The 24,011-nt window shown below is 72.6% G+C and carries 22 protein-coding genes; 6 read left to right on the plus strand and 16 right to left on the minus strand.

What is annotated here, in order from left to right:
- The first annotated feature begins 8 nt into the window (after positions 1–8).
- Positions 9–452, plus strand: coding sequence for a hypothetical protein (locus ABEE00_RS24795; protein ID WP_345747864.1), 444 nt, complete (start codon positions 9–11; stop codon positions 450–452).
- A 113-nt stretch (positions 453–565) separates the two neighbouring features.
- The gene (locus ABEE00_RS24800) at positions 566–1,132 is read left to right on the plus strand and encodes a hypothetical protein (protein WP_345747865.1); all 567 of its coding nucleotides are present in this window, start codon (positions 566–568) and stop codon (positions 1,130–1,132) included.
- A gap of 56 nt (positions 1,133–1,188) precedes the next feature.
- Here the strand turns inward: ABEE00_RS24800 and ABEE00_RS24805 are convergent, their stop codons facing one another.
- Positions 1,189–1,923, minus strand: coding sequence for an alpha/beta hydrolase (locus ABEE00_RS24805; RefSeq protein WP_345747866.1), 735 nt, complete (start codon positions 1,921–1,923; stop codon positions 1,189–1,191).
- Between the two features lie 129 nt (positions 1,924–2,052).
- A complete protein-coding gene (locus ABEE00_RS24810) occupies positions 2,053–4,878 on the minus strand; it encodes a SpoIIE family protein phosphatase (protein ID WP_345747867.1) in 2,826 nt (941 codons plus the stop codon).
- Between the two features lie 255 nt (positions 4,879–5,133).
- Between ABEE00_RS24810 and ABEE00_RS24815 the strand changes: the two genes are divergently transcribed.
- Both ABEE00_RS24815 and ABEE00_RS24820 read left to right on the plus strand, forming a co-directional pair.
- Positions 5,134–6,612 (plus strand): NCS1 family nucleobase:cation symporter-1, encoded by a 1,479-nt coding sequence (locus ABEE00_RS24815; protein WP_345747966.1) that lies wholly within the window; start codon positions 5,134–5,136, stop codon positions 6,610–6,612.
- Between the two features lie 112 nt (positions 6,613–6,724).
- Complete coding sequence (locus ABEE00_RS24820) at positions 6,725–7,873, plus strand: 2-methylaconitate cis-trans isomerase PrpF family protein (RefSeq protein WP_345747868.1); 1,149 nt, start codon at positions 6,725–6,727, stop codon at positions 7,871–7,873.
- A 50-nt stretch (positions 7,874–7,923) separates the two neighbouring features.
- Here ABEE00_RS24820 and ABEE00_RS24825 read toward each other — a convergent pair whose 3' ends face one another.
- The 3 genes from ABEE00_RS24825 to ABEE00_RS24835 form a co-directional block, all read right to left on the minus strand.
- Positions 7,924–8,241 (minus strand): DUF2795 domain-containing protein, encoded by a 318-nt coding sequence (locus tag ABEE00_RS24825; protein WP_345747869.1) that lies wholly within the window; start codon positions 8,239–8,241, stop codon positions 7,924–7,926.
- A 336-nt stretch (positions 8,242–8,577) separates the two neighbouring features.
- Complete coding sequence (locus tag ABEE00_RS24830) at positions 8,578–9,318, minus strand: isocitrate lyase/PEP mutase family protein (RefSeq protein WP_345747870.1); 741 nt, start codon at positions 9,316–9,318, stop codon at positions 8,578–8,580.
- The gene (locus tag ABEE00_RS24835; protein ID WP_345747871.1) at positions 9,315–9,776 is read right to left on the minus strand and encodes a carboxymuconolactone decarboxylase family protein; all 462 of its coding nucleotides are present in this window, start codon (positions 9,774–9,776) and stop codon (positions 9,315–9,317) included. Before ABEE00_RS24835 ends, ABEE00_RS24830 begins: the two co-directional genes overlap by 4 nt.
- Positions 9,777–9,823: 47 nt before the next feature.
- Between ABEE00_RS24835 and pdxR the strand changes: the two genes are divergently transcribed.
- Positions 9,824–11,254, plus strand: a complete 1,431-nt coding sequence (pdxR, locus tag ABEE00_RS24840; RefSeq protein ID WP_345747872.1) for a MocR-like pyridoxine biosynthesis transcription factor PdxR — start codon at positions 9,824–9,826, stop codon at positions 11,252–11,254.
- Between the two features lie 133 nt (positions 11,255–11,387).
- On the opposite strand, the gene uriT is transcribed toward pdxR, so the two are convergent.
- Together uriT and ABEE00_RS24850 are read right to left on the minus strand one after the other, a co-directional pair.
- On the minus strand, positions 11,388–12,878 hold the full coding sequence (uriT, locus tag ABEE00_RS24845) for a uridine transporter UriT (RefSeq protein ID WP_451918662.1): 1,491 nt from the start codon (positions 12,876–12,878) through the stop codon (positions 11,388–11,390).
- Positions 12,875–13,876: a nucleoside hydrolase gene (locus tag ABEE00_RS24850; protein ID WP_345747873.1), complete on the minus strand. Its 1,002-nt coding sequence runs from the start codon at positions 13,874–13,876 to the stop codon at positions 12,875–12,877. Before ABEE00_RS24850 ends, uriT begins: the two co-directional genes overlap by 4 nt.
- Positions 13,877–14,114: 238 nt before the next feature.
- Between ABEE00_RS24850 and ABEE00_RS24855 the strand changes: the two genes are divergently transcribed.
- Positions 14,115–14,870 (plus strand): GntR family transcriptional regulator, encoded by a 756-nt coding sequence (locus ABEE00_RS24855; RefSeq protein WP_345747874.1) that lies wholly within the window; start codon positions 14,115–14,117, stop codon positions 14,868–14,870.
- Positions 14,871–14,946: 76 nt separating this feature from the next.
- Here the strand turns inward: ABEE00_RS24855 and ABEE00_RS24860 are convergent, their stop codons facing one another.
- The 9 genes from ABEE00_RS24860 to asnB form a co-directional block, all read right to left on the minus strand.
- Complete coding sequence (locus ABEE00_RS24860; RefSeq protein WP_345747875.1) at positions 14,947–15,465, minus strand: hypothetical protein; 519 nt, start codon at positions 15,463–15,465, stop codon at positions 14,947–14,949.
- A 289-nt stretch (positions 15,466–15,754) separates the two neighbouring features.
- Entirely contained in the window at positions 15,755–16,330 is a 576-nt protein-coding gene (locus ABEE00_RS24865) for an EF-hand domain-containing protein (RefSeq protein WP_345747876.1), read from the minus strand.
- 295 nt (positions 16,331–16,625) lie between these two features.
- On the minus strand, positions 16,626–17,330 hold the full coding sequence (locus ABEE00_RS24870) for a thioesterase II family protein (protein WP_345747877.1): 705 nt from the start codon (positions 17,328–17,330) through the stop codon (positions 16,626–16,628).
- Positions 17,331–17,363: 33 nt separating this feature from the next.
- Positions 17,364–18,644 carry an APC family permease gene (locus ABEE00_RS24875; protein WP_345747878.1) on the minus strand — a complete coding sequence of 427 codons (1,281 nt, stop codon included), beginning with the start codon at positions 18,642–18,644 and terminating at the stop codon, positions 17,364–17,366.
- On the minus strand, positions 18,641–19,360 hold the full coding sequence (locus ABEE00_RS24880) for a thioesterase II family protein (RefSeq protein ID WP_345747879.1): 720 nt from the start codon (positions 19,358–19,360) through the stop codon (positions 18,641–18,643). The genes ABEE00_RS24875 and ABEE00_RS24880 overlap by 4 nt, the downstream gene beginning before the upstream one ends.
- The gene (locus ABEE00_RS24885; RefSeq protein WP_345747880.1) at positions 19,357–20,589 is read right to left on the minus strand and encodes a cytochrome P450; all 1,233 of its coding nucleotides are present in this window, start codon (positions 20,587–20,589) and stop codon (positions 19,357–19,359) included. The genes ABEE00_RS24880 and ABEE00_RS24885 overlap by 4 nt, the downstream gene beginning before the upstream one ends.
- Positions 20,576–20,809: an acyl carrier protein gene (locus ABEE00_RS24890; protein ID WP_345747881.1), complete on the minus strand. Its 234-nt coding sequence runs from the start codon at positions 20,807–20,809 to the stop codon at positions 20,576–20,578. The genes ABEE00_RS24885 and ABEE00_RS24890 overlap by 14 nt, the downstream gene beginning before the upstream one ends.
- Complete coding sequence (locus tag ABEE00_RS24895) at positions 20,806–22,230, minus strand: AMP-binding protein (protein WP_345747882.1); 1,425 nt, start codon at positions 22,228–22,230, stop codon at positions 20,806–20,808. The genes ABEE00_RS24890 and ABEE00_RS24895 overlap by 4 nt, the downstream gene beginning before the upstream one ends.
- A 5-nt stretch (positions 22,231–22,235) precedes the next feature.
- Positions 22,236–24,008: an asparagine synthase (glutamine-hydrolyzing) gene (asnB, locus tag ABEE00_RS24900; RefSeq protein ID WP_345747883.1), complete on the minus strand. Its 1,773-nt coding sequence runs from the start codon at positions 24,006–24,008 to the stop codon at positions 22,236–22,238.
- Positions 24,009–24,011 lie beyond the last annotated feature (3 nt).

Genomic DNA, 24,011 nt, shown 5'->3' on the forward strand with positions numbered 1-24,011 from the left:
TTCGAGAGATGGCACCGGGAGGTGCGGTGAACGCCGTACAGCGAGATGACGTGGAGCGGGCGGCCGTGGGGGCCTCGTCGCCGAACCGCGGGCGGATGCGCCGGAGAAGCCGGCCGGCGGCGGTGATGTTGGCGGTGCTCGGGGCCCTGCTCCTGGCGGCGCCCACCGCCTCCGCGGCGCCGGTCGCCCACCAACGGGCGGCCGCGGCCCCGCATTCGGCGACCACCGACACGGGTGGTACGACCGTCACCACGGCGCGGCACAAGGGGCACGCCGCCAAGGTCTCGGTGATCGAGAAGAAGTCGGGCAAGAAAAAGAAGAAGGGCGGCTTCTTCAAGAAACTCGGCATCTTCCTGATCGTCCTCGTGATCCTCCTGATCGTCTTCGTCGTGGTGGTGATCGCGCTGATCGTCCACTTCGTACGCAAGGCCTTCAAGGGCCGCCGCAACTGAGGGACACACAGGCCCGACGGTGAGGCCGGCGCTCCCAACGGGGCGCCGGCCTCATGCAGTCGGCCCTCCCTCACGCCGTAAGACCGCGACCTACCGGAAATCGAGGGGGCCCCATGGCGGACCGCGGCACAGAGAAGTGGCTTTACCTCAGCGGCGTCGCCGTCATGGGCCTTCTGATGCTCTTCGCCATCGGCTGGCCCGCCGTGGTGATCGCGGCAGGCGCCCTGGCGTTGGGCTCGGCCGGCCTCCTCGTCGTGCGGGCCGCCCGGCGGGGCACCGCGGCGCTGCGTGCGGGGAGCGGCCGACGTCCCGGAACATGGCTGGCGCTCGGCGCGGCAACAGCGCCCGTGGCGCTGCTCGGCCTGCTCGTCTCCTACGCCGTCGGCTTCTTCTCCGGCGCCCTGGACGTGCGCAAGGCGTGCGTAGCCCAGCAGGAGCACTACGACGACAGCTACCGACAGCAGCACGCCGGGGAAATGGGCCACCTGTTCCCGCTGCACAACAAGTGCAACGCCGACTTCGACCTGGTGCCCGGCTGGGTGAACCCCGTCATCGTCATCTGCGCCGTGCTTCTGGCCGCCGGCATCATCACTGCCGCTGTTTCCGCGGTGGCACATATCGCGCTGAGGAGGAGGCACCGCAGCGCGGCGCGCTCTTCCCAGCGGCAAAGCGCGGCATGACGCGCGCCTCACCGTGAGCTGTGAGCCTGAGCTGTGGGCCGTGAGCACAGCCCTGCTCACCTACCGGCGCGGTCCGACTCCCCCACGCTCGCCGACAACGCGGAGCCGACGACCATCTGCCGGTGCTGCGGCTGGGCGGACAGCCAGGTGCCGAGTTGGTGGGGTGCCCCGGTGAGGCGTACCACGGAGAGGTCGGACGAGGTGCCCAGGGCGGATTCGAGGCCGGCGGTGACCCCTGCGGGGATGACCTCGTCCGCCTCCGGAAGCACCAGTACGGCGCGGCCGGTGAACCGCGCGAAGACGTCGAACGCCGCGCTGTCCCGCCAGCTTTCCGGCTCGCGGATGAGCTCGGTGAAACCCGCGCCGAAAGGGACATCCGCTGTCCGCTGCCCGTATACGCCAGGGGCGCACAGCACGACCGCGGCCACCCGGTCCCCGAGGGGGTCCATCAGGTCCGCGACCGTCTGGCCGCTCATGCTGAAGCCGACCAGGATCAGGGGGAGTCCGGGAGGGAGCACCTGCTCGATCACCCCCGACGCCTGGTCGCGACGGCGCCTGAGGCTGAGTTCGGGCAGCGTGCCCGAACTCTCACCATGGCCCGAGAAGTCGAGCGCGACCGCCGTGTGCCCGCGCGCGGCGAAGTCTTCCGCCAGCGGCAGATTGCGCTGCTTGTCGCCCGTCCCCGCCCCGTGCATGATGACCACCCCGTGCCGGCCGGCACCGGCGGTCCCGGGGTTCACCGCATAGGCACTGAGCAGCTCGCCGTCGATGGAATGAACGGTCTTCCGCACGGCATTCACTGCATTATTCACTGCATTCATAAGAACTCCGGAGGCGGTCGATGCGACGGGGCCGTCACGGCTTGGCCGATGCACGGCACTCAACGCCCCTCCCCCCTCACCGCCTCAAGCCCACACCGCTCACCACCCCTCATCTGCCCACTGCTCCAGCAGGTCCTCGTCCGAGGCGTCGGCCGCAGGAGACGGCAAAGGTGCGTGGAGGGACTGTTCGGCCCAGATGGCCTTTCCCCGGGGGGTGTAGCGCGTTCCCCAGCGTTGGGCGTACTGGGCGATCAGGAACAGGCCGCGTCCTCCCTCCTCCGTGACCGCCGCCCGTCGCAGGTGGGGTGATGTGCTGCTGCCGTCGGCGACCTCGACGGTGAGGTGGTTGTCGCGGATCATGCGGACGCGGATGGGCTCGGCCCCGTACCGGATCGCGTTCGTGGCGAGTTCGCTCAGGATCAGCTCGGTCGTGAAGGTGAGGTGGTCCAGGCCCCAGGTCTCCAGCCGGTCGCGGCAGGCGGCGCGGATCTGCGGTACGGCCGTGGGGTCGCTGGGCAGGTCCCATTCGGCGACCTCCTCGGAACCCAGCGTGCGGGTACGCGCGATGAGCAGCGCGATGTCGTCCTGGCTGTCGCGGGGCCGCACCGCGTCGAACACCGCCCGGCACATGGCCTCGGGCTCGCAGTCCGCCGCGTCGGCCAGCGCGCGTTGGAGCAGCTCGCTGCCCGTGCCGTGCGCGCGGTGGCGGTCCTCCACGAGGCCGTCGGTGTAGAGCGCCAGGCGCGTGCCCTCGGGCAGGTGCATCTCCGTGGTCTCGAAGGGCTGCCCGCCCACGCCCAGCGGCGGTGAGGTGGGCACCCGGGGCAGCTCGACCGTGCCGTCGGGGTGGACCAGCGCGGGGCCCGGATGCCCGGCGCTGGCCAGGGTGGCCACCCCGGTCACCGGGTCGTAGACGGCGTACAGGCAGGTCGCGCCCGTCACCGGCGGGGCGTCCTCGCGCTCCTCGCGCCCGCCGTCCCCGAGGTCCGCGCCGTCGTTCTCCCCCTCGGCTTCCTTGTCCGCCTGGTCCTCCTCGTCGATGCGGGCCACCAACTCGTCTAGGTGGGCGAGGAGTTCGTCCGGGGAGAGGTCGAGGGTGGAGAAGTTGTGCACCGCCGTGCGCAGGCGGCCCATCGTGGCCGCCGCGTGCAGCCCGTGGCCGACGACGTCGCCGACGACGAGCGCGGCCCTGCCGCCGGACAGCGGGAGTACGTCGAAGAAGTCGCCGCCGACGCCGGACGGTGCCGGGAGGTAGCGGTGGGCGACGTCGAAGGCGTTCTGCCCGGGCAGCGTACGGGGCAGCAGGCTGCGTTGGAGGGTGACGGCTGTGGCGTGCTCGCGGGTGTAGCGCCGGGCGTTGTCCATGCACACGGCGGTGTGGCCGACGAGTTCGACGCTGAGCGCCACGTCGTCGGGCTCGAAGGGGTCGGCCCTGTCCGTGCGCCAGAAGGTGACCAGCCCGATCACGATGCCGCGGGCGCGCAGCGGTACGGCGAGGAGGGAGTGGGCCCCGGGAGGCGCCCCCGGAGCGTCGAGCCGCCCCGCCGGCGCGGCAGCCGCGACGGCACCACCCGCACCCTCCCGCGCCGCCGAATCGACGGCGGGGTCGACGACGGCCTCGGCCGTGTCCAGCGCCCGCCCCTGCGGCGAGGACGCGGCGTACGCGACCGGCTCCCCCGTCCTCTCCGGGAGGTCGCCGACGGCCGCGCCGCGTACGGCCGTTCGCCGCAGCGCCAGGGCGTCGGCCTCCGGCTCGTTGCCGTGCAGGAGCGCGTCGGCCACGTCGACCGTGACGACGTCGGCGAACCGCGGCGCGGTGGCCTCCGCCAACTCCTCGGCGGTGCGCGGCACTTCGAGGCTGGTCCCGATGCGCAGGCCCACGTCGTTGAGCAGGGTCAGGCGTTCCCTGGCCCCTTCGGCGCGGTCGGAGAGCGTGCGCAGTTCCGTGGTGTCGCGCAGCGTCGCCACCACGCCCGAGGCCCCGTACGGCTCGGTGTGGCGGACGTTGACGGTCAGCAGCCGGCCCCCGACAAGATGCAGCTCGTCGGTGGCCACGCGGCCCGAGGTGAGCAGCTCGGAAATGGCCTCGGGCAGGGGCAGTTCGGACAGCCGCCGGTATCCGGCGTCCAGGGGCAGGCCGAGCAGGCGGCGCGCCTCGTCGTTGACGAGCGGCAGCCGGCCGTCGGCGCCGACCACGACCACGCCCTCGCGCACGGCGTGCAGCACCGCGTCATGGTGCTCGTACATCCGCGACAGCGCCGTCGGCCCCAGCCCGTGGGTCTCCTTGCGCAGCCGCCGCCCCAGGAGCACGGCGCCGCCCGCGCCCAGCAGGAGTGCGGCGCCCGCGGCGACGAAGAGCATCGGCAGTTGGCCCTGCACCACGTCGTTGACCTCGTTCACCGTTATGCCGACGGAGACGATGCCCACGACCTTGCCGCGGGTGTCGGAGACGGGGACGACGGCGTTGACCTGGCGGCCGAGATTGCCGGTGAAGTCCTGCACGAAGGGCTTGCCGTGCGCGGCCTTCTTGTACGGGCCGACGACGTGCTGCCCGATGAGCTCGGGGTGGGGGCTGCTGCTCCAGCGGATGCCGCGGGTGTCGTAGGTGGTGATGATGCCGACGTCGGCGAGCCGGCGCGCCTGCTCGGAGCGCGGCTGGAGTTCGGCGGTCGGGTCGGCCGAGGTCATCGCGTCCACGGTGCCCGGCGCGCTGGCGAAGGACTGGGCCACGCCCAGCGCGTGCTCGCGCGCCTTGCTCTCGCTCTGCCGGTGCGCCTGGATGACCAGCGCGGTGAGCCCGACGGCGACGAAGAGGACCACGACCAGGAGCTGCAGGACCAGCACACGCCCGGCGATGCTCCTCACGCGCAGCGCCGACCGCAGACGTGGCTTCCGGCCGGGCGGGTGCCGGTGCAGATCATCCATGGGCCAATTATCGACGCTCGCGGAGCGTGACCGCCCACCGGCCCGCGCGGCGCGTTTCGTGCCGTGACCAGCTTCTCCCGGGGGCCTCCGAGGCCGCCTCGGTACGCGGGGGCGGACCCTTGACGGTTCCCGATGGCCGAAACTACGCTCCCGCCATCGGAACGACCCTTCCGTCTTGTGGAAACGCACAGGCCATCGCGCCGCCGGGCGCCACCGCGAGATCTGACGGAAAATAGGGGGCAGCCTGTGACTGCCATGGACGACCACTCCCCCGCGACCGCGAAGGACACCGGAGGCGCCAGCCCCGTGCTCTACGCGTACGACCTCGCCCCGACCAAGAAGGACGGGCGCCGCTGGGGCGCCTACAACGTCTTCACCCTCTGGGCCAACGACGCCCACAGCCTGGGCAACTACGCCTTCGCCATCGGCCTGTTCGCGCTCGGGCTGAGCGTGTGGGGCATCCTGCTGGCCTTCGCGCTCGCCTCCGTCCTGCTCTTCCTGCTGCTGACGCTCTCCGGCTACATGGGCCACAAGACGGGCGTGCCCTTCCCCGTGATGAGCCGCATCGCCTTCGGCGTCAAAGGGGCCAGGATCCCCGCGATGGTGCGCGGCGGCGTGGCCATCGCGTGGTTCGGCATCCAGACGTACCTCGCGGCGACCGTGCTCAAGTCCCTGGTCCTCGCCATGGCCCCGGGCCTCGAGCCGCTCGCCCGCGACTCCGTCCTGGGCCTGTCCACCCTCGGCTGGATCTGCTTCCTGGCGCTGTGGGCGCTCCAAGTGCTCATCGTGAGCTACGGGATGCAGGTGATCAGGAAGTACATGGCCTTCGCCGCCCCCACCACCCTGATCACCATGTGCGCGCTGGCGGTGTGGATGTTCGTACGCGCCGACGGCTCCATCGCGCTGTCGAACTCCCACCCGCTGACCGGCGGCGCGATGTGGCTCCAGATCCTCCAGGGCGCCGCGCTGTGGGTGGTCATCTACGGGACGTTCGTGCTCAACTTCTGCGACTTCACCCGCTCCGCGCGGAGCCGCGCCGCCATCGTGCGCGGCAACGTCGTGGGCATCCCGATGAACATGCTCTTCTTCGCCCTCATCGCCGTGGTGCTCAGCGGGGCGCAGTTCAAGCTGAACGGGCGCGTGATCACCAGCCCGGCCGACATCGTGCAGACGATCCCGAACACCTTCCTGCTCGCGCTCGCCTCGCTCGCCCTGGTCGTGCTGACCGTCGCGGTGAACCTGCTGGCCAACTTCGTCGCGCCCATCTACACGCTGATCGACCTCTTCCCCCGCAGGCTCAACTTCCGCCGCGCGGGCCTGGTCAGCGCCCTCATCGGGCTCGCCATCCTGCCCTGGAACCTCTACGACAACCCGCTGGTGGTCAACTACTTCCTCGGCGGGCTCGGTGCCCTGCTCGGCCCGCTGTTCGGCGTGATCATGGCCGACTACTGGCTGCTGCGCCGGTCCCGGGTGAACGTCCCCGACCTCTACACCGAGGACGCGCGCGGCGACTACCACTACCGCCGCGGCTACAACCCGCGCGCCGTCGCCGCGTTCGTCCCCGCCGCCGCGGCCGCGGTCGTCCTCGCGCTGGTGCCCGCCTTCCACGCGGTGGCCGGCTTCTCGTGGTTCATCGGCGCCTTCGCCGGCGCGGCGCTCTACGCGCTGCTCGCCGACCGCAGCAGGCCGTGCCGCGACGTGGACGGCGAGGAGATCGCCGTGGCCGCCGAGTGAGCGGGGCGGCTTCGCCGAGCGGGATCGCGTCTTCGAGCAGGATTGGGTATCCGAGCGGCAAGTACGCTGCTCGGCGGTGCACTTCACCCCGTACGGCCGCAGAGGAGCAGAAGTGGCGCAGCAGTGGGTACCGGCCGTCTTCATGCGCGGCGGCACGAGCAAGGGCGTCTTCTTCCGTGAGGAGGTGCTGCCGCCGGCGGGCGAGGAGCGCGACGCGCTCTTCCTGTCGGTGACCGGCAGCCCCGACCCCTACGGTCGCCAGCTCGACGGCATGGGCGGCGGGGCGTCGTCGCTCTCGAAGGTGGTCTCGGTGCGCGGCTCCGAGCGCGCCGACGCGGACGTCGAGTACACCTTCGGGCAGGTCGCGATCGACCGTCCCGTGGTCGACTACTCCGGAAACTGCGGCAACCTCTCCTCGGCCGTGGGCCCCTTCGCCGTCGACGAAGGCGTGGTGCCCCCGCCCGACGACGGCTTCGTGACCTTGCGCGTGCTCAACACCAACACGGGGAAGCTCTTCCGCTCGGCCTTCGAGGTGCGCGGCGGGACGGCCGTGGTCTCCGGCGACCTGGAGGTCCCCGGAGTCGCGGGTACGGGAGCGCCCGTACGGCTCGAATACCTCTCGCCCGGTGGAGCGCGTACGGGCTCGCTCCTGCCCGCGGGGAGCGCGAGCACGCGGCTCGACACCCCGCGCGGGCCGGTCACCGTGTCGTGCGTCGACGCCTCGAACCCCGTCGTGTTCGTCGCCGCCGGCGAGCTCGGCCTCACGGGAGCGGAGACCCGCGAACACCTCGCGTCCGACGGGCAGTTGATGGACACGCTCGATCACATCCGACGGGAGGGCGCGGTGGCCACGGGCCTCGCGGCGAGCGCCGCGGCGGCTCCCCTGGCCAACCCGAAGGTCGCGGTGGTGGCGGCGCCTTCCGCGTACGAGACGCTCAGCGGCTCCCGCATCGCGCCCGACGCGTTCGACCTGGCGGTGCGGATGCTGTCGATGGAGCAGGTGCACGGAGCCGTGCCGGGCACGGGCGCCCTGTGCCTCGCGGTCGCCACGCAGATCCCCGGCACGGTCCCGCACCGCCTCACGAGCGCGCGCCCCGGCGCCCCCACCCGGCTCGGAACTCCCTCCGGAGTGCTCCCGGTCGAGGCCGACGTCGTGGCGGGGGACGGAGTGGCGCAGGCGAGGACCGCTTCCCTTTACCGGACCGCGCGACCGCTCATGCGGGGCGCGGTCGCGGTGCCGGGCGATACGCGCCTTCCTTGAGGCACAGCTCCGCCCCGCCCCCCTGGTCGCGCCTCGCCCCGGGGAAGCGGTTACTCGTCGAGCTCTTCTTGCACCGGCGGCTTGGAGGCGTCGCGGAGCTGCTCTGCCATACCGGTCTTGCCGTGCTGTGCCGCCTGCTTGGCCCGCTGGGCGTCGCTGTGCGGGGCGTCGGAGTCGGGATCGACACGTACGGAGCGCGCCACCTCGTTCTTGTTCTCGTACTGCTCCGGGGGCATTTCGCGGAGTGCGTCCATGACTTGCGGAGGCGCGTGGGCTTCTTGGGCGGCCTTCATGAGTTCTTCCTTCCCCGCGGGGAAGGAGGCGTCGGTGACGGCCTTGAGCACTTCTTGCACTGTTGTGTGAGCCATGGACCACGGGTGCCCGTCTCTGCCGCTTCACACTTCAGGTCCCTCGTCTGCATGCGGTGGCGCCATGAGGCCGGCCCGGAGCGAATTGACCGCCTCCATTTGGAACTGCGCATTCCCGGTGTGAGAACTCCGGTTCGTCGGCCCAGTACGAATTCCGTGTCTGCCTCCCCAAGGAGAATGCCGACGCGTACTGCGACGACGCCGACGACTGGGTCACCCAGTAAGCGCATCGCAGTTCCGGCGGCGCGCATTGTCCGGGCCGGGCGCGGAGGAAGTGCCCGGCCCGGTCCGCGCGGGAGGGCGTGCGGTTGCCGCTGGCCGGCGAGGCGGCACCCCTTACCGCTCCCCCAGCCCCGCCGCGATCTCCGTCACCGCCTCCATCGCCCGCTGCTGGAGCCCGCCGCCGAAGGTGATCCGGGTGGCGCCCAGGGCGGCCAGCTTCGCCGGTGAGGGGCCGTCGGGGAGGGCGAGGGCGTTGAGGGGCAGTCCGATCTCCGTCGCCAGCAGGCGCAGATGCTCCGGCGGCGCGCCGATCGGGTAGACGCAGTCCGCGCCCGCCGCCGCATAGCGCCGCCCGCGGTCGACGGCCGCCTGCGGGTCGGTGACGCCGCGGAGGAAGGTGTCGATGCGGGCGTTGACGAACAGGTGGCCGTCGGCCGCCTCGCACACCGCCGCCAGGTAGTCGGCCTGCTCGGCGGGATCGCGCAGCCGCTTGCCGGGGAGGACGGTGTCCTCCAGGTTGCAGCCGACGGCGCCCGCCTCGGCGAGCCGCTCCACGAGCTCGCCGGGCGGCAGTCCGTACCCGGCCTCGACGTCAGCGGAGACGGGCACGTACACGGCCCGGGCGATGCGGCGGATCGCCGCGAACATCTCGTCCGGCGGCGTGAGTTCGCCGTCGCCATAGCCCAGCGACTCCGCGACCCCGTGGCTGGGAGTGGCGAGCGCCGGGAAGCCGGCGGCGGCGAAGACGCGTGCGCTGGCCGCGTCCCAGGGCCCGGGCAGGATCAGCGGGTCCTGGGGGCCGCGGCCGTGGTGCAGGGCGCGGAAGGCCGCCACCCCGGTGGCCGGACCGGTCATCCGTGCATGCCCGGCTTGTAGTGGCCGCCCGGGGTGCGGGCTGCGACGTTGAGGCGGTTCCAGGTGTTGATCGTCGCGATGACGCCGATGAGTTGGGCGATCTCCTGCTCGTTCCAGTGCGCGGCGGCCCGCTCGTACACCGCGTCGGGCACGTGCCCGTCGGTCAGCACGGTCACCGACTCGGTCAGCGCGAGCGCGGCGCGCTCCTTGGCGGTGAAGAACTCCTCGGCCTCCTCGAAGGCCGCCACCATCGAGATCTTCTCCTCGGACACGCCGGCGTGGCGGGCGTCCTTGGTGTGCATGTCGAGGCAGTACGCGCAGTGGTTGATCTGGGAGGCGCGCAGCTCCATCAGGTGCACCAGCCCCGGGTCGATGCCCTCGCCGACCGTCCTGCTCAGGGCGAAGACGGCCTTGTAGATGTCGGGGGCCGCCTGGAAGAAGTTCAGTCGCTGTGTCATGTGAGCGACCCTAGGCTCCCGGCGGCCCAGGTGTATGGTGCAATTCCATGCCTTCCAACTGGGCCACTTCGCTCGACCTCCACCTGGACGACGTACGGGGCGGAGGCCGCGGATCCGGCGTCGCGCTGGTCCGGGCGCTGCGCGAGGCGGTGCGCAGCGGCCGGCTCTCCCCCGGCACCAAGCTGCCCTCCTCCCGGGCGCTCGCCGCTGACCTGGGCATGGCGCGCAACACCGTCGCCGACGCCTACGCCGAGCTGGTCGCTGCCGGCTGGCTGACCGCCCGGCAGGGCTCGGGCACGCGGGTGGCCCAGCGGGCCGAGCCCCAGCGGGCGCGCGCCGGGCGGCCCGCGCCCCCGCCCCGCCACCCGCTCAACCCGGCCGCCACGTACAACCTCCTGCCCGGCCAGCCGGACGCCTCCGCCTTCCCCCGTACGGCCTGGTCCGCCGCCACCCGCCGCGCGCTGGCCGCTGCCCCGAGCGAGGCCTTCGGCTACCAGGGGCCGGCGGGACGAACGGAGCTGCGCCACGCCCTCGCGGATTACCTCGCCCGCGTACGCGGCGTGGACGCCGACCCCGAACGGACCGTGGTGTGCGCGGGGTTCACCCACGGGCTGGCGGCGCTGGCGCGGGTGCTGCGCGCGGCCGGGGTACGGCGGGCGGCGGTGGAGTCCTACGGCGCGCCGCACCACCGTGCGCTGCTGGCCGGCGCCGGCGTACGGCTCGCGGCCCTCCCGTACGACGAGGACGGCACGGCCACCGCCGCGCTGCCGGAGCTGGACGTGCAGGCGGCGCTGCTCACCCCGGCGCACCAGTTCCCCACGGGGGTGGCGCTGCCGGCGCGGCGGCGGGCGACGGCCGTGGACTGGGCACGCGCGGCGGACGGCCTGCTCGTCGAGGACGACTACGACGGCGAGTTCCGCTACGACCGCCAGCCGGTGGGCGCGCTCCAGGGCCTCGATCCGGAGCGCGTGGTGTATTGCGGCACCGCGAGCAAGTCGCTGGCACCGGCGCTGCGGCTGGGCTGGATGGTGCTGCCGCACCGGCTCGTCGGCGAGATGCAGGAGGCCCTGTCAGGACCGGGCCAGGGCGGCGTCGTGGGGTCGGTGGAGCAGCTCACGCTGGCGGAGTTCCTGCGCTCGGGGGCGTACGACCGCCACGTACGGGCGATGCGGGGACGCTACCGGCGCCGCCGGGACCGCCTGGTGGCCGAACTGGCCCGCAAGTGCCCACAGGTGCGGGTCTCCGGCATCTCGGCCGGGCTGCACGCGCTGGTGGAGCTGCCGGAGGGAGCGGAGGAGCAGCGGGTCGTGCGGGCGGCGGCGCGGGAGGGGCTGGCGGTCGGCGGCCTGGAGCACCTCACCCACGCACCGGCCGCGGTGCCGCGCGGCGCGCTCGTCGTCGGCTACGCGACACCTCCGGAGCACCTCTTCCCCGGAGCACTCGCCGCCCTGTGCAGGGCGCTGAACGCTCAGCGATAGCCGCCCCGGGGTCCGCGGCGGTGTCGCGTCCGGTCCCCGGCGGGTCAGGTTCCGCGCGCGTGCGGAGCCCGGCTGCCCGGCGTACTCAGTCCACCGAGGGCGACGGCGACGGCGAGGCTCCCGGCGGCTGCGATCACGGCGCGGTCCTCGCCGCTGGTGCGGGGGCGGAACCGGGCTCGTCGGCGGGTGGGACCTCGGCGGCGCGCGGCCGGGGGATGAGGAAGGAGGCGGCGTAGGCGGCCGCGAGTACGGCGGCGCCGGTGAGCATGGCCGCCACGTACCCGCCGTCGGAGGAGCTGCCGGCCGGGCTGCCGGTGACCTGCACGGCCGACAGCAGCGCGAAGCTCAGGCCCGCGCCGAGCCCGAAGGCGGCCGAGATGAGCCCCGGCAGGAAGCCAGGATGGTCGCGGGGCGCGAGCACGACGCCGAGCAGGTTCAGGATGATGTTGGCCATGCCCGCGTAGGTGACGCCCAGCAGCAGGGCGCAGCCGATCATGACGGGGCGCGCGTGCACCCCCACCAGCGCCATCACCACGACCACCGCCACGCTCCCTGCCAGGCCCCAGCGCAGCATCCGCCCGTATCCGAGGACCGGCGCCAGCCGCCCGGTGAACGGGCCGACGAGCCAGCCCACCAGGGCGAGCGGCGTGAGGAAGAGGAGGGAGGCGGTACCGGGGTCCATGCCGAATCCCGCGTGCCTGTTCTGCGCGAACGAGATCAGTACGCCGTTGACGAGGGCGAACACGCCGATGAGCGTGAGCAGCGTCGTCAGCAGCGGCGCCCAGCTCGCGCGCTGCTTGAGGTCGCCGATGCGTACGAGAGGGTGGCGGCTGCGTTTCTCGATCCGCCAGAACGCGGCGAACGCGAGCGCCGCGACGGCCAGAAGTCCTGCAGCCAGCGGCCAGTTCGCCGCGCCGAGCTTCTTGGCCTCGTCGACGGCCAGGAGCAGCGCGGCGGCCGTCACCACGAGCGGGGGCACACCGGGCCAGTCCATCGGCGTCCCGGCGGACGGGCGCGATTCGGGGCAGCCCAGCGCGACGGCCGCCACGGCCAGCGCGGCGAAGGCCGCGATCGTCCAGAAGACGCTGCGGAAGCCGAAGTTCGAGGCCAGCCAGCCGCCGGCGAGCGCGTCGACCCCCGCGATGCCGCCGTTCACGGCGGTGATCACGCCCATGAGCGTGCCGAAGCGCCGGGGCTCGGAGATCTCGGAGCGCAGCGTCAGCAGCGAGATCTGCACGACGGGCCCCGACACGCCCTGGACGACCCTGGCGATGTCGAGCACGGCGATGTTCGGCGCGAGCGCGGCCCCCGCCGAGCCGGCCGTGAGCACGGCGAGCATCCACAGCAGGACGCGGCGGCGCCCCGCGATGTCGCTGAAGCGGGGCAGGAAGAGGGAGAAGACCGCGCAGGCGGTGAAGTAGGCCGTCTGCGAGAGTCCCGTGCCCGCCTCGTCGGTACGCAGTTCGCGGGCCATGGTGACGAGCGCCGGGCTGAGCATGCTGGCGTTGAGCTGGAAGGCGACGCAGGCGGCGAGCAGGGCCGCCATCAGCGCGAAGGTGCCCGTCGCCCTCTTCACGGGCGGCACGGGCGGCACGGGCGGCTCGGTGAGGGGACCGGATGTCATGGCGTCTCCCGCCCGTCGTGTCCGTCCCGCCGGCCCGTTCCGCACAGCCGCTCGACGAGCAGTTCGGGGAAGGTCCCGTCCGTCTCCAGCACCACGCGCGCGTTGGCGCCGGGGAGCGGGGGATAGCCCTGGTGGATGCCGCGCGTGTCGGCCACGACGGCGCCCCGCGCCGCGCCGTCCGCCGTGTCCACGGTGACCGGCACCCGGGGCGCCGAGAGGGGCTCGACCTCCCCGACGGCGATGCCGGCCGCGAGGGGATCGTGCAGGGCCGAGCCGCGGAAGGGCAGGGCCGTCTCCTCGTGGAAGGCGAAGTAGAAGTCGAGGATCTCTCCCGCCAGCGTCCCCACGGGAGTTCCGGCGGCGAGCAGCCGTTGCCGGTGCGCCTCGGTCAGGTTCTCCCGCATCGTCACGTCGAGCGGGACGAGCGTGAGGTCCCAGCCGGCCGAGAGCACCAGCTCCGCCGCCTCGGGGTCGTTGCCGATGTTGGCCTCGGCGACGGGGCTGATGTTGCCCGGATGGTGCACGGCCCCGCCCATCACCGTGACGTGGCGGACGAGTTCGGGCAGGCGGGGTTCGGCGCGCAGGGCGAGCGCCAGGTTCGTGAGCGGCGCCGTGGCGAGGATCTCCAGCTCGCCGCCCGCCTCACGCGCCGTCGCGACGATGAGTTCGGCGGCGGACCGGGGGTCGGGGTCGGCGGCGGGCGCGGGCCGCACGACGCCGCCGAGCCCGCCTTCCCCGTGCACATGGTGGGCCTCGGCGCGCGTGACCCCGCGCAGGGTGCTGCCCGCACCGGCGGCGACGGGTATGCGGGTGCGGCCTGCGGCCTCCAGCACCTGGAGCGTGTTGCGCGCGGCCTGCGCGGCGCTGGTGTTTCCCGCGACGGTCGTGACGGCGCGCAGGTCGACGCCCGGGGTCTGGCACAGGTAGAGGAGCGCGACGGCGTCGTCGATGCCGGTGTCGCAGTCCATGAGCAGCGGGCGGGAAGGGGAGACGGGCATGGGATGACTTCCGGGTGAGGGGGAGGGAGCGAGGTCGGCCAAGATTGTCGGACAATCAATGGCTGGCGACAGTAGCCCCGGCCCCCGGTCAGGACAAGAGGTCTCGGGCACGAACGTACGAGGCAGCGGGCGAGGTTACGCTGGGGTGCGCACTCGGCCGGCGCTCATCCGGCACAGGTCACAGGTGCACGTGCGCCAGGAAATGTCCTACAGAAATCCCCACGGATCCGGAGCCGCCATGCCCCCCAAGGGAGACCGCCGGCACTCCCCCCGCGTCCGCCTCTACCAGCGGGTCGTGGCCTCCATCGACGACGGCACCTTCCCGCCGGGCGCCAGGCTCCCGCCCGAACCCGAACTCGCCGCCGACCTGGGCGTGAGCCGCTCGGCCCTGCGCGAGGTGCTGATCCTGCTCCAGGAGGACGGCGTCATCACCCGCCGCCAGGGCGCGGGGAGCACCGTCAGCCAGCTTCCGCCCTCCCCCGGCCTGGAGCGCCTGCTGCCCGTCGAGGCGCTGCTCGGGCCAGGGACCGTACGGTGCCGCCGTCGCGCCGTCGAGCTGGAGGAGCCGACCGACTTCTCGGGCCACCACCTGCGCATGGCCCCCACGGAACGCTCCCGCTTCTGGGAGACCGTCGTGGAGGTGGACGCAACTCCCGCCTGCTTCGCGCACGAGTGGGCCGCCGACGCGTCCGCGCTGCGCGCCGTCGCGGGGCACGCGCTGCCCGACGCGCTCGAGGCGTCCGGCGAGGAGGCGGCCCCCGGCACCATGCTCGCCCTTTTCCTGGACCTCGCCCCCGGCCTCGCCTTCACCGCCCGCGGCACGCTCGGCGCGACCGTGCTGGGCGAGGAGCGCGGCCGCGCCGTCTCCCGTCCGGCCGAGACGCCCGCGATGCTGCTGACCCAGACCGTCTCGGCGTACGGCCGCCCCCTGCTGACTGCCAAGTACCTCTTCCCCGGAGGCGCCCCGCCCCTGCCCCTGACACCGCGCCGCTGACGCCCCGCCACTGACGCGTCGGGCAGGGTGCGCGCGGCTCGCTCAGCATCATCCACCGTACGAGTGCGGCCCCCGGTCAGTGCTTCAGCGCGAACTTGAGGGCCACGATCAGCAGAGCGATCACGAGGTTGACCACGTCGGTGAGGACCACCTCGCGCCAGACGGCCCCCGCGCGCCGCGCGGCAGCGGTCGCCCAGCCCATCTGTCCGAGCAGGGCGACGGCGAGGGCGAGCCAGGTCGCCCCCTGGACGTCCAGGCCCAGCAGGGGGCTGACGAGCACGGCGGCCGTGGGAGGCACGGCGGCCTCCACGATGGGCCACTCCTCACGGCACACGTGCAGCACCGCTCCCCTGTTCCAGGAGCGCTGCGCCATGCGTGCGCCGAAGAGTTGGGCGTGGACGTGCGCGAGCCAGAAGACGACCCCGGTGGCCAGCAGCAGCAACGCCAGCTCCAGCCTCGGGAAGGCTCCGAGCGTGCCGGCTCCCACCACGACGGAGGCGGCGAGCAGCGAACCGTAGACGCCACCGGTGTAGTCGGCGTACGTCCGGCGTTCCGCTCTCCGTCCCCGTGCCTGCGCCCTGAACTTCTCCAGCATCCGTGGCTCCCGGGATCAGCGGGCCGGGCACGCGCGTCCGCCGTCACGCCGGGAGCGTTCCAGGGCCGGAACGGGTCGGGCCGGGCCGGGACGGGCCGTGGGCGGCGAGGCGGCTGGGGCGGCGAGTGGACGGCGAGTGCGATGAGTTCGGCGGCGTAGCGACCGAGGCGCTTCACCTCGTACACCGGGCCGGGCGGCCACGCTCCAGGACGGCCTCGAAGCGGTGCCGGCCCACCGCACCGACCAGCGTGGCCGACCGGCCTCGGACCGCGGCCGCATCGACGTCGCCTCAGTACGGATCGAGGGGCCCCAGCAGCCATGCGCCGGCCGAAGTCGGCTCCTCCGCGAAGTAGTACTCCCTGATCGCCGCCAGCATCTCGTCGCGGCTGATCAGACCGTCAGCGTCGCGGTCGAGCCGGCCGAAGACCTCCCGGGCGTCCGCCTCAGCCAAGCCCATCAGCGCGCCGGTCCAGCGCACCTGTTCGTCCCGGGTGAGCTTGCCGTCCTGGTCGGTGTCGGCGATGTCCATGATGGCGTCGAGGAAGGGAGCGTAGCCCGCGTCGAAGGAGGCGGGGGTGACCAGCAGTCCCGCGGCGAACGCCGCCTGGTACTCGGCCAGGTCGATGCGGCCGTCGGCGTCGGCGTCCGCCGCCTGGGCCAGGCGCTGCCACACACCGTCGCTCAGCTCCCGCAGGTGCTTGAGCTCCGGGGCGTCGGCGCCGAGGGCGAAGGCGGCGCCCAGGCGGTCGCAGGCGGACTGGAAGTCGGCCCGGTCGATGTAGCCGTCGCCGTCGGTGTCGAAGGTGGCGAATCGGCGGGCGAGCTTGCGCAGCAGGAACGGGGACGTGCCGGCAGATGCGTCCATGGGCCGCATCCTGCTCGCGGAAGGGACGAGTCAGTAGGTGCGGTGAGGGCTGCGCTCCCCGCGCCCGTGGGGTTGGCTCTTGTCCCCTTCTGGGCGGCCATGCGGGAGCAGAGCGGCGCGGGCTGCACGACCCTGTTCGCCACGCACTCTGGAGGAGACCTGCGCAATGGCCAACCGGGTGCTGGCGCTGCACCGCGGAGGCTGCATCCGGCCGAAAGCGCTGGTGGGGCCCTCGTTCAGCGGACACCGTGGAACCGCGCCGCGGTGTCCCCGACCGCCCTCGGCCCCGCCCCGCTCACCCGCCGATGCCCTCCACCATCTCCCGCAGCCACGTGGCGAATTCCGGCGAGCGCAGGAAGTCGGAGTGCCCGCCGGGGACCGTGTGGTGGGTGAAGGCCCCTTCCGTGGAGCCTTTCCACTCGGTGACCGCGTCGTCCGGGGCCAGCGGGTCGTGTTCGCCGCGTACGGCCAGGACGGGGCAGCGGACGCGGGCGAGGGCGGAGTCGGCGGATGCGAACTCGCCGAGCAGGCGCAGGTCTTGGGCCGCCGTCTCGGCCAGGACGCTCCGCCAGTCCTCCGAGGGCGCCTCGGCCAGCAGGCGGGGGTCGACGGCATCGAGGTACGACGCCGCGCCCTCGGGTGAGCCGGCTGCCTCCGGCGGCACCCGCACCAGCGCGGGAGCCGCGGCGCCGGCCACCACCAGCGCCGCGACCTCGATGCCCGCCTCGGCGAGCGCGAGCACCGACGCGTACGCCACATAGGCCCCGTAACTGTGCCCGAACAGCACCGGGCGCGGGTCGGCGCGCCCGGTGACCTGCTCGACGCACGCGCCGACGACCGCGTCGAAGGAGGCGGCCGGTTCGCCGAAGTCGCGCCCGAAGCGCCCCGGGTAGCGCACGGCCCAGGACGCCGGGCCGAGCGCCTCCGTCAACGGCCGGAACTCGCTGCCGAAGGACCCTGCTCCGGGGAAGAACACCGTGGAACGGTCTCCGTCGTTCATCGCACACTCCTCCAACAGCCGCCGTCCTGACCCCTATTGCGGGGCTTTCACGCGTTCGGGCTCGGCCTCCGCCGGCGTCTTGCGGCGCAGCAGCGCGAAGACCAGCGCGACGAGGGCGAACAGCACCCAGGACGACCACATGGACGGCCCCGCCAGGAGCGTCACGCACACCACGGTGACGCCGCACAGCACGCTCACGATCCGCGCCCTGCCGCCCCGGGCCAGCCGCGCGAACGCGGCCGCGCCCACTCCGTACAGCACGAAGTAGATCCCGCCCGACACGATGAACAGGGCCTCCAGCGGCACGAGTCCGCTCGCCACCAGGACGGCGATGAGCGTCAGCAGCGCGCCGACGGTCAGCACCGAGGTGACCGGGTTGCCGTCCCGTACGCGCGTCCGGGTGAGCGGCGCGGGGAGGTACCCGCTGCGCGCCATGCCGAAGACCAGGCGGGAGAGCGCCAGGACCGAGGCGAAGACGTTCGCGGTGATGGCGGAGGCGACCAGGATCAGCGTGGCCGGGCGTGCCAGTTCGCCGAGCGAGCGCTCCGCCAGCAGCAGGAGCGGCGCGGAGTCGAGTCCGTCGTTCCCGGCGTCGACGGTCGCGAAGAGGCTGAGCAGCAGCAGCCCGTACAGCGCCACCACGATGAGGTAGGAGGCGGCGAAGATGCGCGGGATGGCGTCGGGGCGCTTGTGCTCCTCGAAGGTGAAGGCCACCGTCTCCCAGCCGGTGAACGCGACGAACACGGCCGTGAGCACCGCTCCGAGCGTGCTGAACTTCGGCAGCCCGACGCTCGGCGCCTCGACGCCGTGCGCGCCGAGCCCGACCAGCGCGGTGCACAGGACCAGCACGAACAGGGCCAGCACCAAGGTCACCTGGAGCCGGCCCGAGACGTTGGCGCCCGCGCACGCGACGGCGGCGCCGGCCGCGAGCACGAGCACGGGGAAGAGCCAGGTGAAGCTGTGCACCCCGGAGAAGTCGGCGACGTAGCGCCCGCCGGTGAGGGCGGTCGCCGGGATGCCGGTGACCAGCGCGAGGATCGCCAGCAGCCCGGAGGAGCGCGCGACGGTCGGGTTGAAGGCGACTTCCGAGTAGTGCGCCACCCCCGAGGCCGAGGGGTAGCGGCGGCCCAGCCACGCGTAGCAGTAGAGCAGGGGCACCACGGCCAGTGCGGCGATGGCCCAGGGCATCCATGCGGCGCGGCCCAGTTGGTGGTAGCTGGTGCCGGGCAGGATCATCATGCCGCTGCCCAGGATCGTGGACAGCGCCAGGAAGGTGCCCACGGCGCCGCCCAGTGATTTCTGCAGACCGCTCATGCCACCCCCGCTTCGGCGCGTACCAGGACGGCGTCCACGGCGCGGGCGAGGGCGTCGGTCAGCGGGGCGTCGAGGGAGTGGCCCCCGTTCGCGAACGTCAGGTGGAAGTCCCCCGATACATGCTCGTCCCAGGCCGCGCAGCGCTCGGCGGGGATGAAGGCGTCGCCGCGCGCCGAGAGCACGTGCAGCGTGTCGAGCGGGGCGTGCGAGGCGGTCCGTTCGGCGAGGTGGTCGGCGACGACGGCGTCCTCGCGCAGGCCGTCGGCGATCTCCGCGAGTGTGCCCTCGTCGTCGAGGAGGTCCTGCGGGAACCCGTCGCGTGCCAAGATCTCGGCGATCTCGGTGTCTTTCATGTGCGACATCGTCGGTATTCTTCCTGAAGAGTCCGGGCAAGGGGTGTTGACGAGGAGCAGCTCGGGCGGCCGGCCGAGCCGCGCCGCGAGGGCGGCGCGCAGGGTGACCGCGGAGAGTCCTCCCATGGAGTGTCCGGCCAGGAGGACGTGTCCTCCGGGAGCCCCGGCGCGGGCGCGTCCCGCCTCCGCGAGGCAGTGCTCGCTCCACTCCCCCGATTGCAGGGCCGCCACCGATGCCGGGTTCCGCAGGCTCAGATGAGCCGCGCCGCGTCGCGCGGCGATCTTCTCCATCTGCGCCAGTCTGGTGTGGCCTGCGGCCGGGAAGGAGACGATCAGGCCACTCGCCCCGCCCGGCCCGCTCACCGGCGTACGTCCTTGGCGTCTACCACTTCGACCTGCAGCTCGGTCAGTCCGAGCATGAAGTTGGAATGCAGCCGCTGGGGTGGCTCGACCACCACGAACTCCTTGTCCCAGGCGGCCAGTTCCTCGATGAAGGTCTGGATCTCGAGTGAGGCCACCGGGGCGCCGATGCAGCGGTGCACGCCCGCGCCGAAGGCGAGCTGCTTGTTGTCGGGACGGTCGATCACGAAGGTGTCGGGCCGGTCGAAGACGGCCGCGTCGCGGTTGGCCGACATGTTCCACAGGGCGACGAAGCTGTTGGCGGGTATGACGTGGTCGCCGACGGGAAAGTCCTCGACGGTCAGCCGCTGCACGTAGCTGTTGGTGGAGGTCCAGCGCAGGAACTCCTGCGTGGCCACCTCGCAGGACACCTCGCCGTCCACCACCTTCTGCCACTGGGCGCGTTCGGCGTGGAGGGTGTCGATGGTCAGGCTCGCGGTGTGCGGGGTGGTCTCGTTGCCGCCGACCGCGACGTTCAGCCCGTTGAGCACCGCCACGTCGAAGGGGATGTCGCCGGAGGCGACGAGCCGCGCGAGGAAGCCGATCATGTCCTCGTCCGAGCCCGACTCCATGCGCTCGGTGAGGAGTTCGCCGATGAACTCCAGGACGTCGAGCTGCGCGTCCACGAGCGCGTCCAGGGGCGAGGTGCCGGTGTACGCCGCGTCGCGGTAGCCGATCATCGTGCGGGTGGCCTCCAGGAGGTCGTCGGCGTCCTGCGGCGCGATGCCGAAGAGCACTTCTAGGACGCCCTTGGGCAGCGCGGGGGCCACGGACTTGCTGAAGTCGATGCGGTCGCCGGCCGACAGCTTCTCCAGCTCGTCGCGGATGTTGCGGCGTACCGTCTCGCCGATCCTGGCCAGCATCTTGCGGTTGAACCCGCTGCTCTTGATCGGCTTGCGGATGGCCGTGTGCTCGGGCTGGTCGGCGACGATGAGCATGCGCCCCGAGGCGGAGTCCTTCTGCGGGAGGTAGGAGCCGTCGATCATGGTCCCGTAGGCGGAGCTGAGCCGCCGGTGGTCGACATAGGCCGCGTACACGTCGGCGTAGCGGGTCAGCGCGTAGAACTCGTAGCCGTCGGCCCTGCGGTGGATCGAGACCGGGTTGTTCTCGCGCAGGTCGGCCAGGTACTTCCAGGGGTCGTCGACGGCGAAGAACTCGGCCGAATACAGCGGGCTGTCCTCAATCACCAGCACTGTGCGCTCCCATCAGGTCGGCGATACGGGCCGGTGTGCGCCCCTCGAAGAAGACGTGGCCCGGCATCTTCACGCCCGTCTGCTCCTTCAGCCGGGCACGGCAGCGCAGGACGGCGAGCGAGTCGACTCCGGCGGCGAAGATGTCCTCGTCCTCCCCCAGTTCCCGGCCCAGGACGTGCTGCAGGCACTCGACGATCGTGGCTGGCGTGAGTTCTTTCATTTCTCTCCGACCCTTTCGCTTAAGTGAAAACTGTTCATCAGGGAGGGGAAATCGATCTTTCCGCCGGGTTTCGTCGGGAACGCGTCGACCAACTGGAGCCGGATCGCGGGCGAGAAGGCCCGGACGGCGCTCGCGAGATCCGCGCGGACGGCCTCGCCCGCCGAGGCCCCGCCGCCGTGCCGTACGAAGGCGACCGTGCCGCGGCCGTCCTGGGCCACCCGGCACTCCAGGACGTCGGGGAGGCTCGCCACCTCGCGTTCGAGGGCCGCGGCGTCCACCCGCTTCCCGTTCACCTTGATCTCGCTGTCGAGCCGGCCCGCGAAGACCAGGTTGCCGTCGCCGTCCTCGCGCACCATGTCGCCGGTCCGGTAGGAGGCGTGACCGTCCAGCACCGGGAAGGGCCGGGTGAGTTCGCCGTCCTCCAGGTAGCCGGCGCACACGAGGGGTCCGGAAACCACCAGGTGGCGTACGTCGTCCGGGTACCCGTCCAGGTCCTGCAGGCTCTGCCGGCAGCCGTCCAGCGGGGTGCCGATGGGCATCGTCGCCTGCGCGAACGCCTCGGGCGGGTCGTAGCGGTGGGTGGCGAAGGTCGCCTCGGTGGGGCCGTAGAGGTTGACGAAGCGGTTCGTCAGACCGGCCTCGCGGGCCTGCCGGTAGGTGGCGGCCTGGAACTGCTCACCGCCGCTGAACACCCACGGAATGCCGGCGATGCACTCGGGCACCGAGCCGACCACCGTGGCCACCACGGCGGCGGGCAGCAGCACGCGGTCGATCCCGTACTCCTCGGCGAGCTCCGGCCAGGCGAACACGTCCTCGTTGATATGGGGCAGGCACACCACGCGGCCGCCCGCAGCGACCGTGCGCCAGGTGTCGAACCACCAGCCGTCGTACGCGGGAGTGGCGAAGCTCCCCGCGGTGAGCTCCCCCTCCTCCACCTTCACGTCCAGGCCGCGGTCCGCGAAGGTCGCGATCAGGTTGCCGCGCGTGACCGCCACGGCCTTGCGGCTTCCTGTGCTGCCCGAGGTGAAGTTGACCGCGACCACGTCCTCGGGGATGCGGTCGGCGCGCAGCCGCCGGTCGACCCGGCGGACCTCCTCGACCACCGGATCGGCGCCTGGCCGTACGGCCAGGGTCACATCCGGCCTGACGTGGCCCAGCGCGTCGGGCCCCAGGGTGCCGTCGTCGGCAACGGCGACGCAGCCGGCCCGCCAGGCGCCCAACTGCCCGGCGAAGAAGCCCAGTCTGGTCTCCGCCCGGAGGGCCGCCACCCGCACGTCGCCGTGGAGGGCGAGCGCGTCCTCGACCGCCGCCGCCAGCTCGCCCACCTGGCGTCGGCTGTACTCGGTCTCGTTCTCGACCCACACGGTCTCCCGGGAGCGCCACTGCTCCGGGCCGATCAGGTCCTTCCACGCATCGGTCACTTCCGTCACAGCCGCAGCCCCAACTCGTCGATCACCGCACTGATGCTGATCAGGCTCAGGCGCACATCCCACTTGTCCGGCGCGGAGGCGGCGGCCACCCGGTCGAGGGCGTCCGGGTGGAAGACCCCGCTGGACGCGACGAGCTCCCGCCACTGCGCCATCCGCGGCCCGCCGGCCACCGCGTCCAGGCTGTACGCCGTGAACCCCTGCTTCGCGCGCCGCAGCACCTGCCGCGGCACGGTCTCCTCGTACGCCGCCTTCAGGCACGCCTTGCCCTCGAAGTCGGCCACCTTCTCCTCGTCGCCGGTGCGCAGCGCCAGCGACACCACCTCGTTGCCGAGGAAGGGGTAGCGCCCCTCCACCGAGTTGGCCATGAGCATGGAGTCGCCGTGGTCCCCGAGCAGGTGGCCGCCCAGTTGTACGTACACGTCGGCGATGGACCGCAGCTGCATCGGCGTGAGCGCTGCGGCCTCCTCGTCGGTGAAGGGGATCAGCCGCTCCCGCCAGAACTCGTTGCCGGCCAGGGCCTCTTCGGCCGCGGGCGCCACGCACAGGCTGCGACGCTGCTCCAGCCGACCCCAGTCGACCTCCCAGCCGAAGTCGGCCCTGCCCCAGGCCCGTTCGTTCTCGTGGCGGTTCTCGCGCGGCTTCCTGCGCGCGCTGTCGAAGACATAGGAGTCGTAGCCGAAGAAGAGCTCGTCGGCGCCCTCGCCGGAGATCACCCCCTTGAGCCCGGTCTGCCGCACCTCCTCGGCGAGCATGAGCGCGGCCACGTTGTACGTCTCGCGCTGGGGGTAGCAGCAGTGCCGCACCATCGCCTCGAACCCGGCGGCGATGTCCCGGGGGCTGCACCGGATCTGCCGGTGCTCGCTGCCCACGGCCTCCGCCACCTCGCGCTGGAAGCGCCCCTCGTCCAGCGCCGCGTCCTCGAAGACAACCGAGAACGTCCTGGGCGGCTTCTCGAGGAGGCCCGCGGCCTCCATGACCAGCGCCGAGGAGTCGAAGCCGCCGCTGAGATAGGCGCCGATCTCGACGTCGGCGCGCAGCCGGTCGCGTACGGCGCCGCGCAGGGTGCCGGACACCTCGCCGCCTGACGGGGCGTCAGCCGTCTCGAAATGCCCGTACCGCCAGTAGCGCAGGGTCTCGGGAGCCCCGTCGCCGAACCGCACCACGCATCCGGGCTCCACGGCATGGACGTCCCGCACCAGGGTGCGCGGAGCGAGGATGTTGCCCAGCGACAGGTACTGGTCGACCGCGCCGATGTCCAGGCCCCATGCCTTGGGCACGGACGTGACCAGCGGTTTCAGCTCCGAGGAGAAGTGCACGTGCGTACCGGCGACCGTGTAGAACAGCGGGCAGATCCCGAACCGGTCGCGCCCGAGGTACAGCAGGTCCCGGCTGCGGTCGTGGATCGCGGTGGCGAACTGACCGTCGATGAGTTCGAGCCCGGCCACGCCGTAGCGCGCGAACAGCTCCGGGACCACGGCCACGTCGACCCGGTTCGCGGACTGGTGCCGCCCGAGGCGAGCGTTCAGCTCGGCGGCGTTGTAGATCTCCCCGTTGGTCATGGCGGCGAAGCGGCCGCTGGAGTCCTCGACGGGCTGCCAGCCGTCCCTGAGCGCGGTCATGCCCAGGCGGCCCAGCTTCACCGACAACGAGGGCGTGCTCAGCGAATAGCTCTCGTCCGGTCCCCGGTGCGTGAGCTTGGCGTGCATGGTCGCCGCGACGGCCCTGTCCAGGGTGCCGTCCGGCGCGAAGGTTCCGCACAGGCCGCACATCGC

The sequence above is a fragment of the Streptomyces odontomachicola genome (genome assembly GCF_039605595.1).
In the GTDB taxonomy this organism is placed as follows: domain Bacteria; phylum Actinomycetota; class Actinomycetes; order Streptomycetales; family Streptomycetaceae; genus Streptomyces.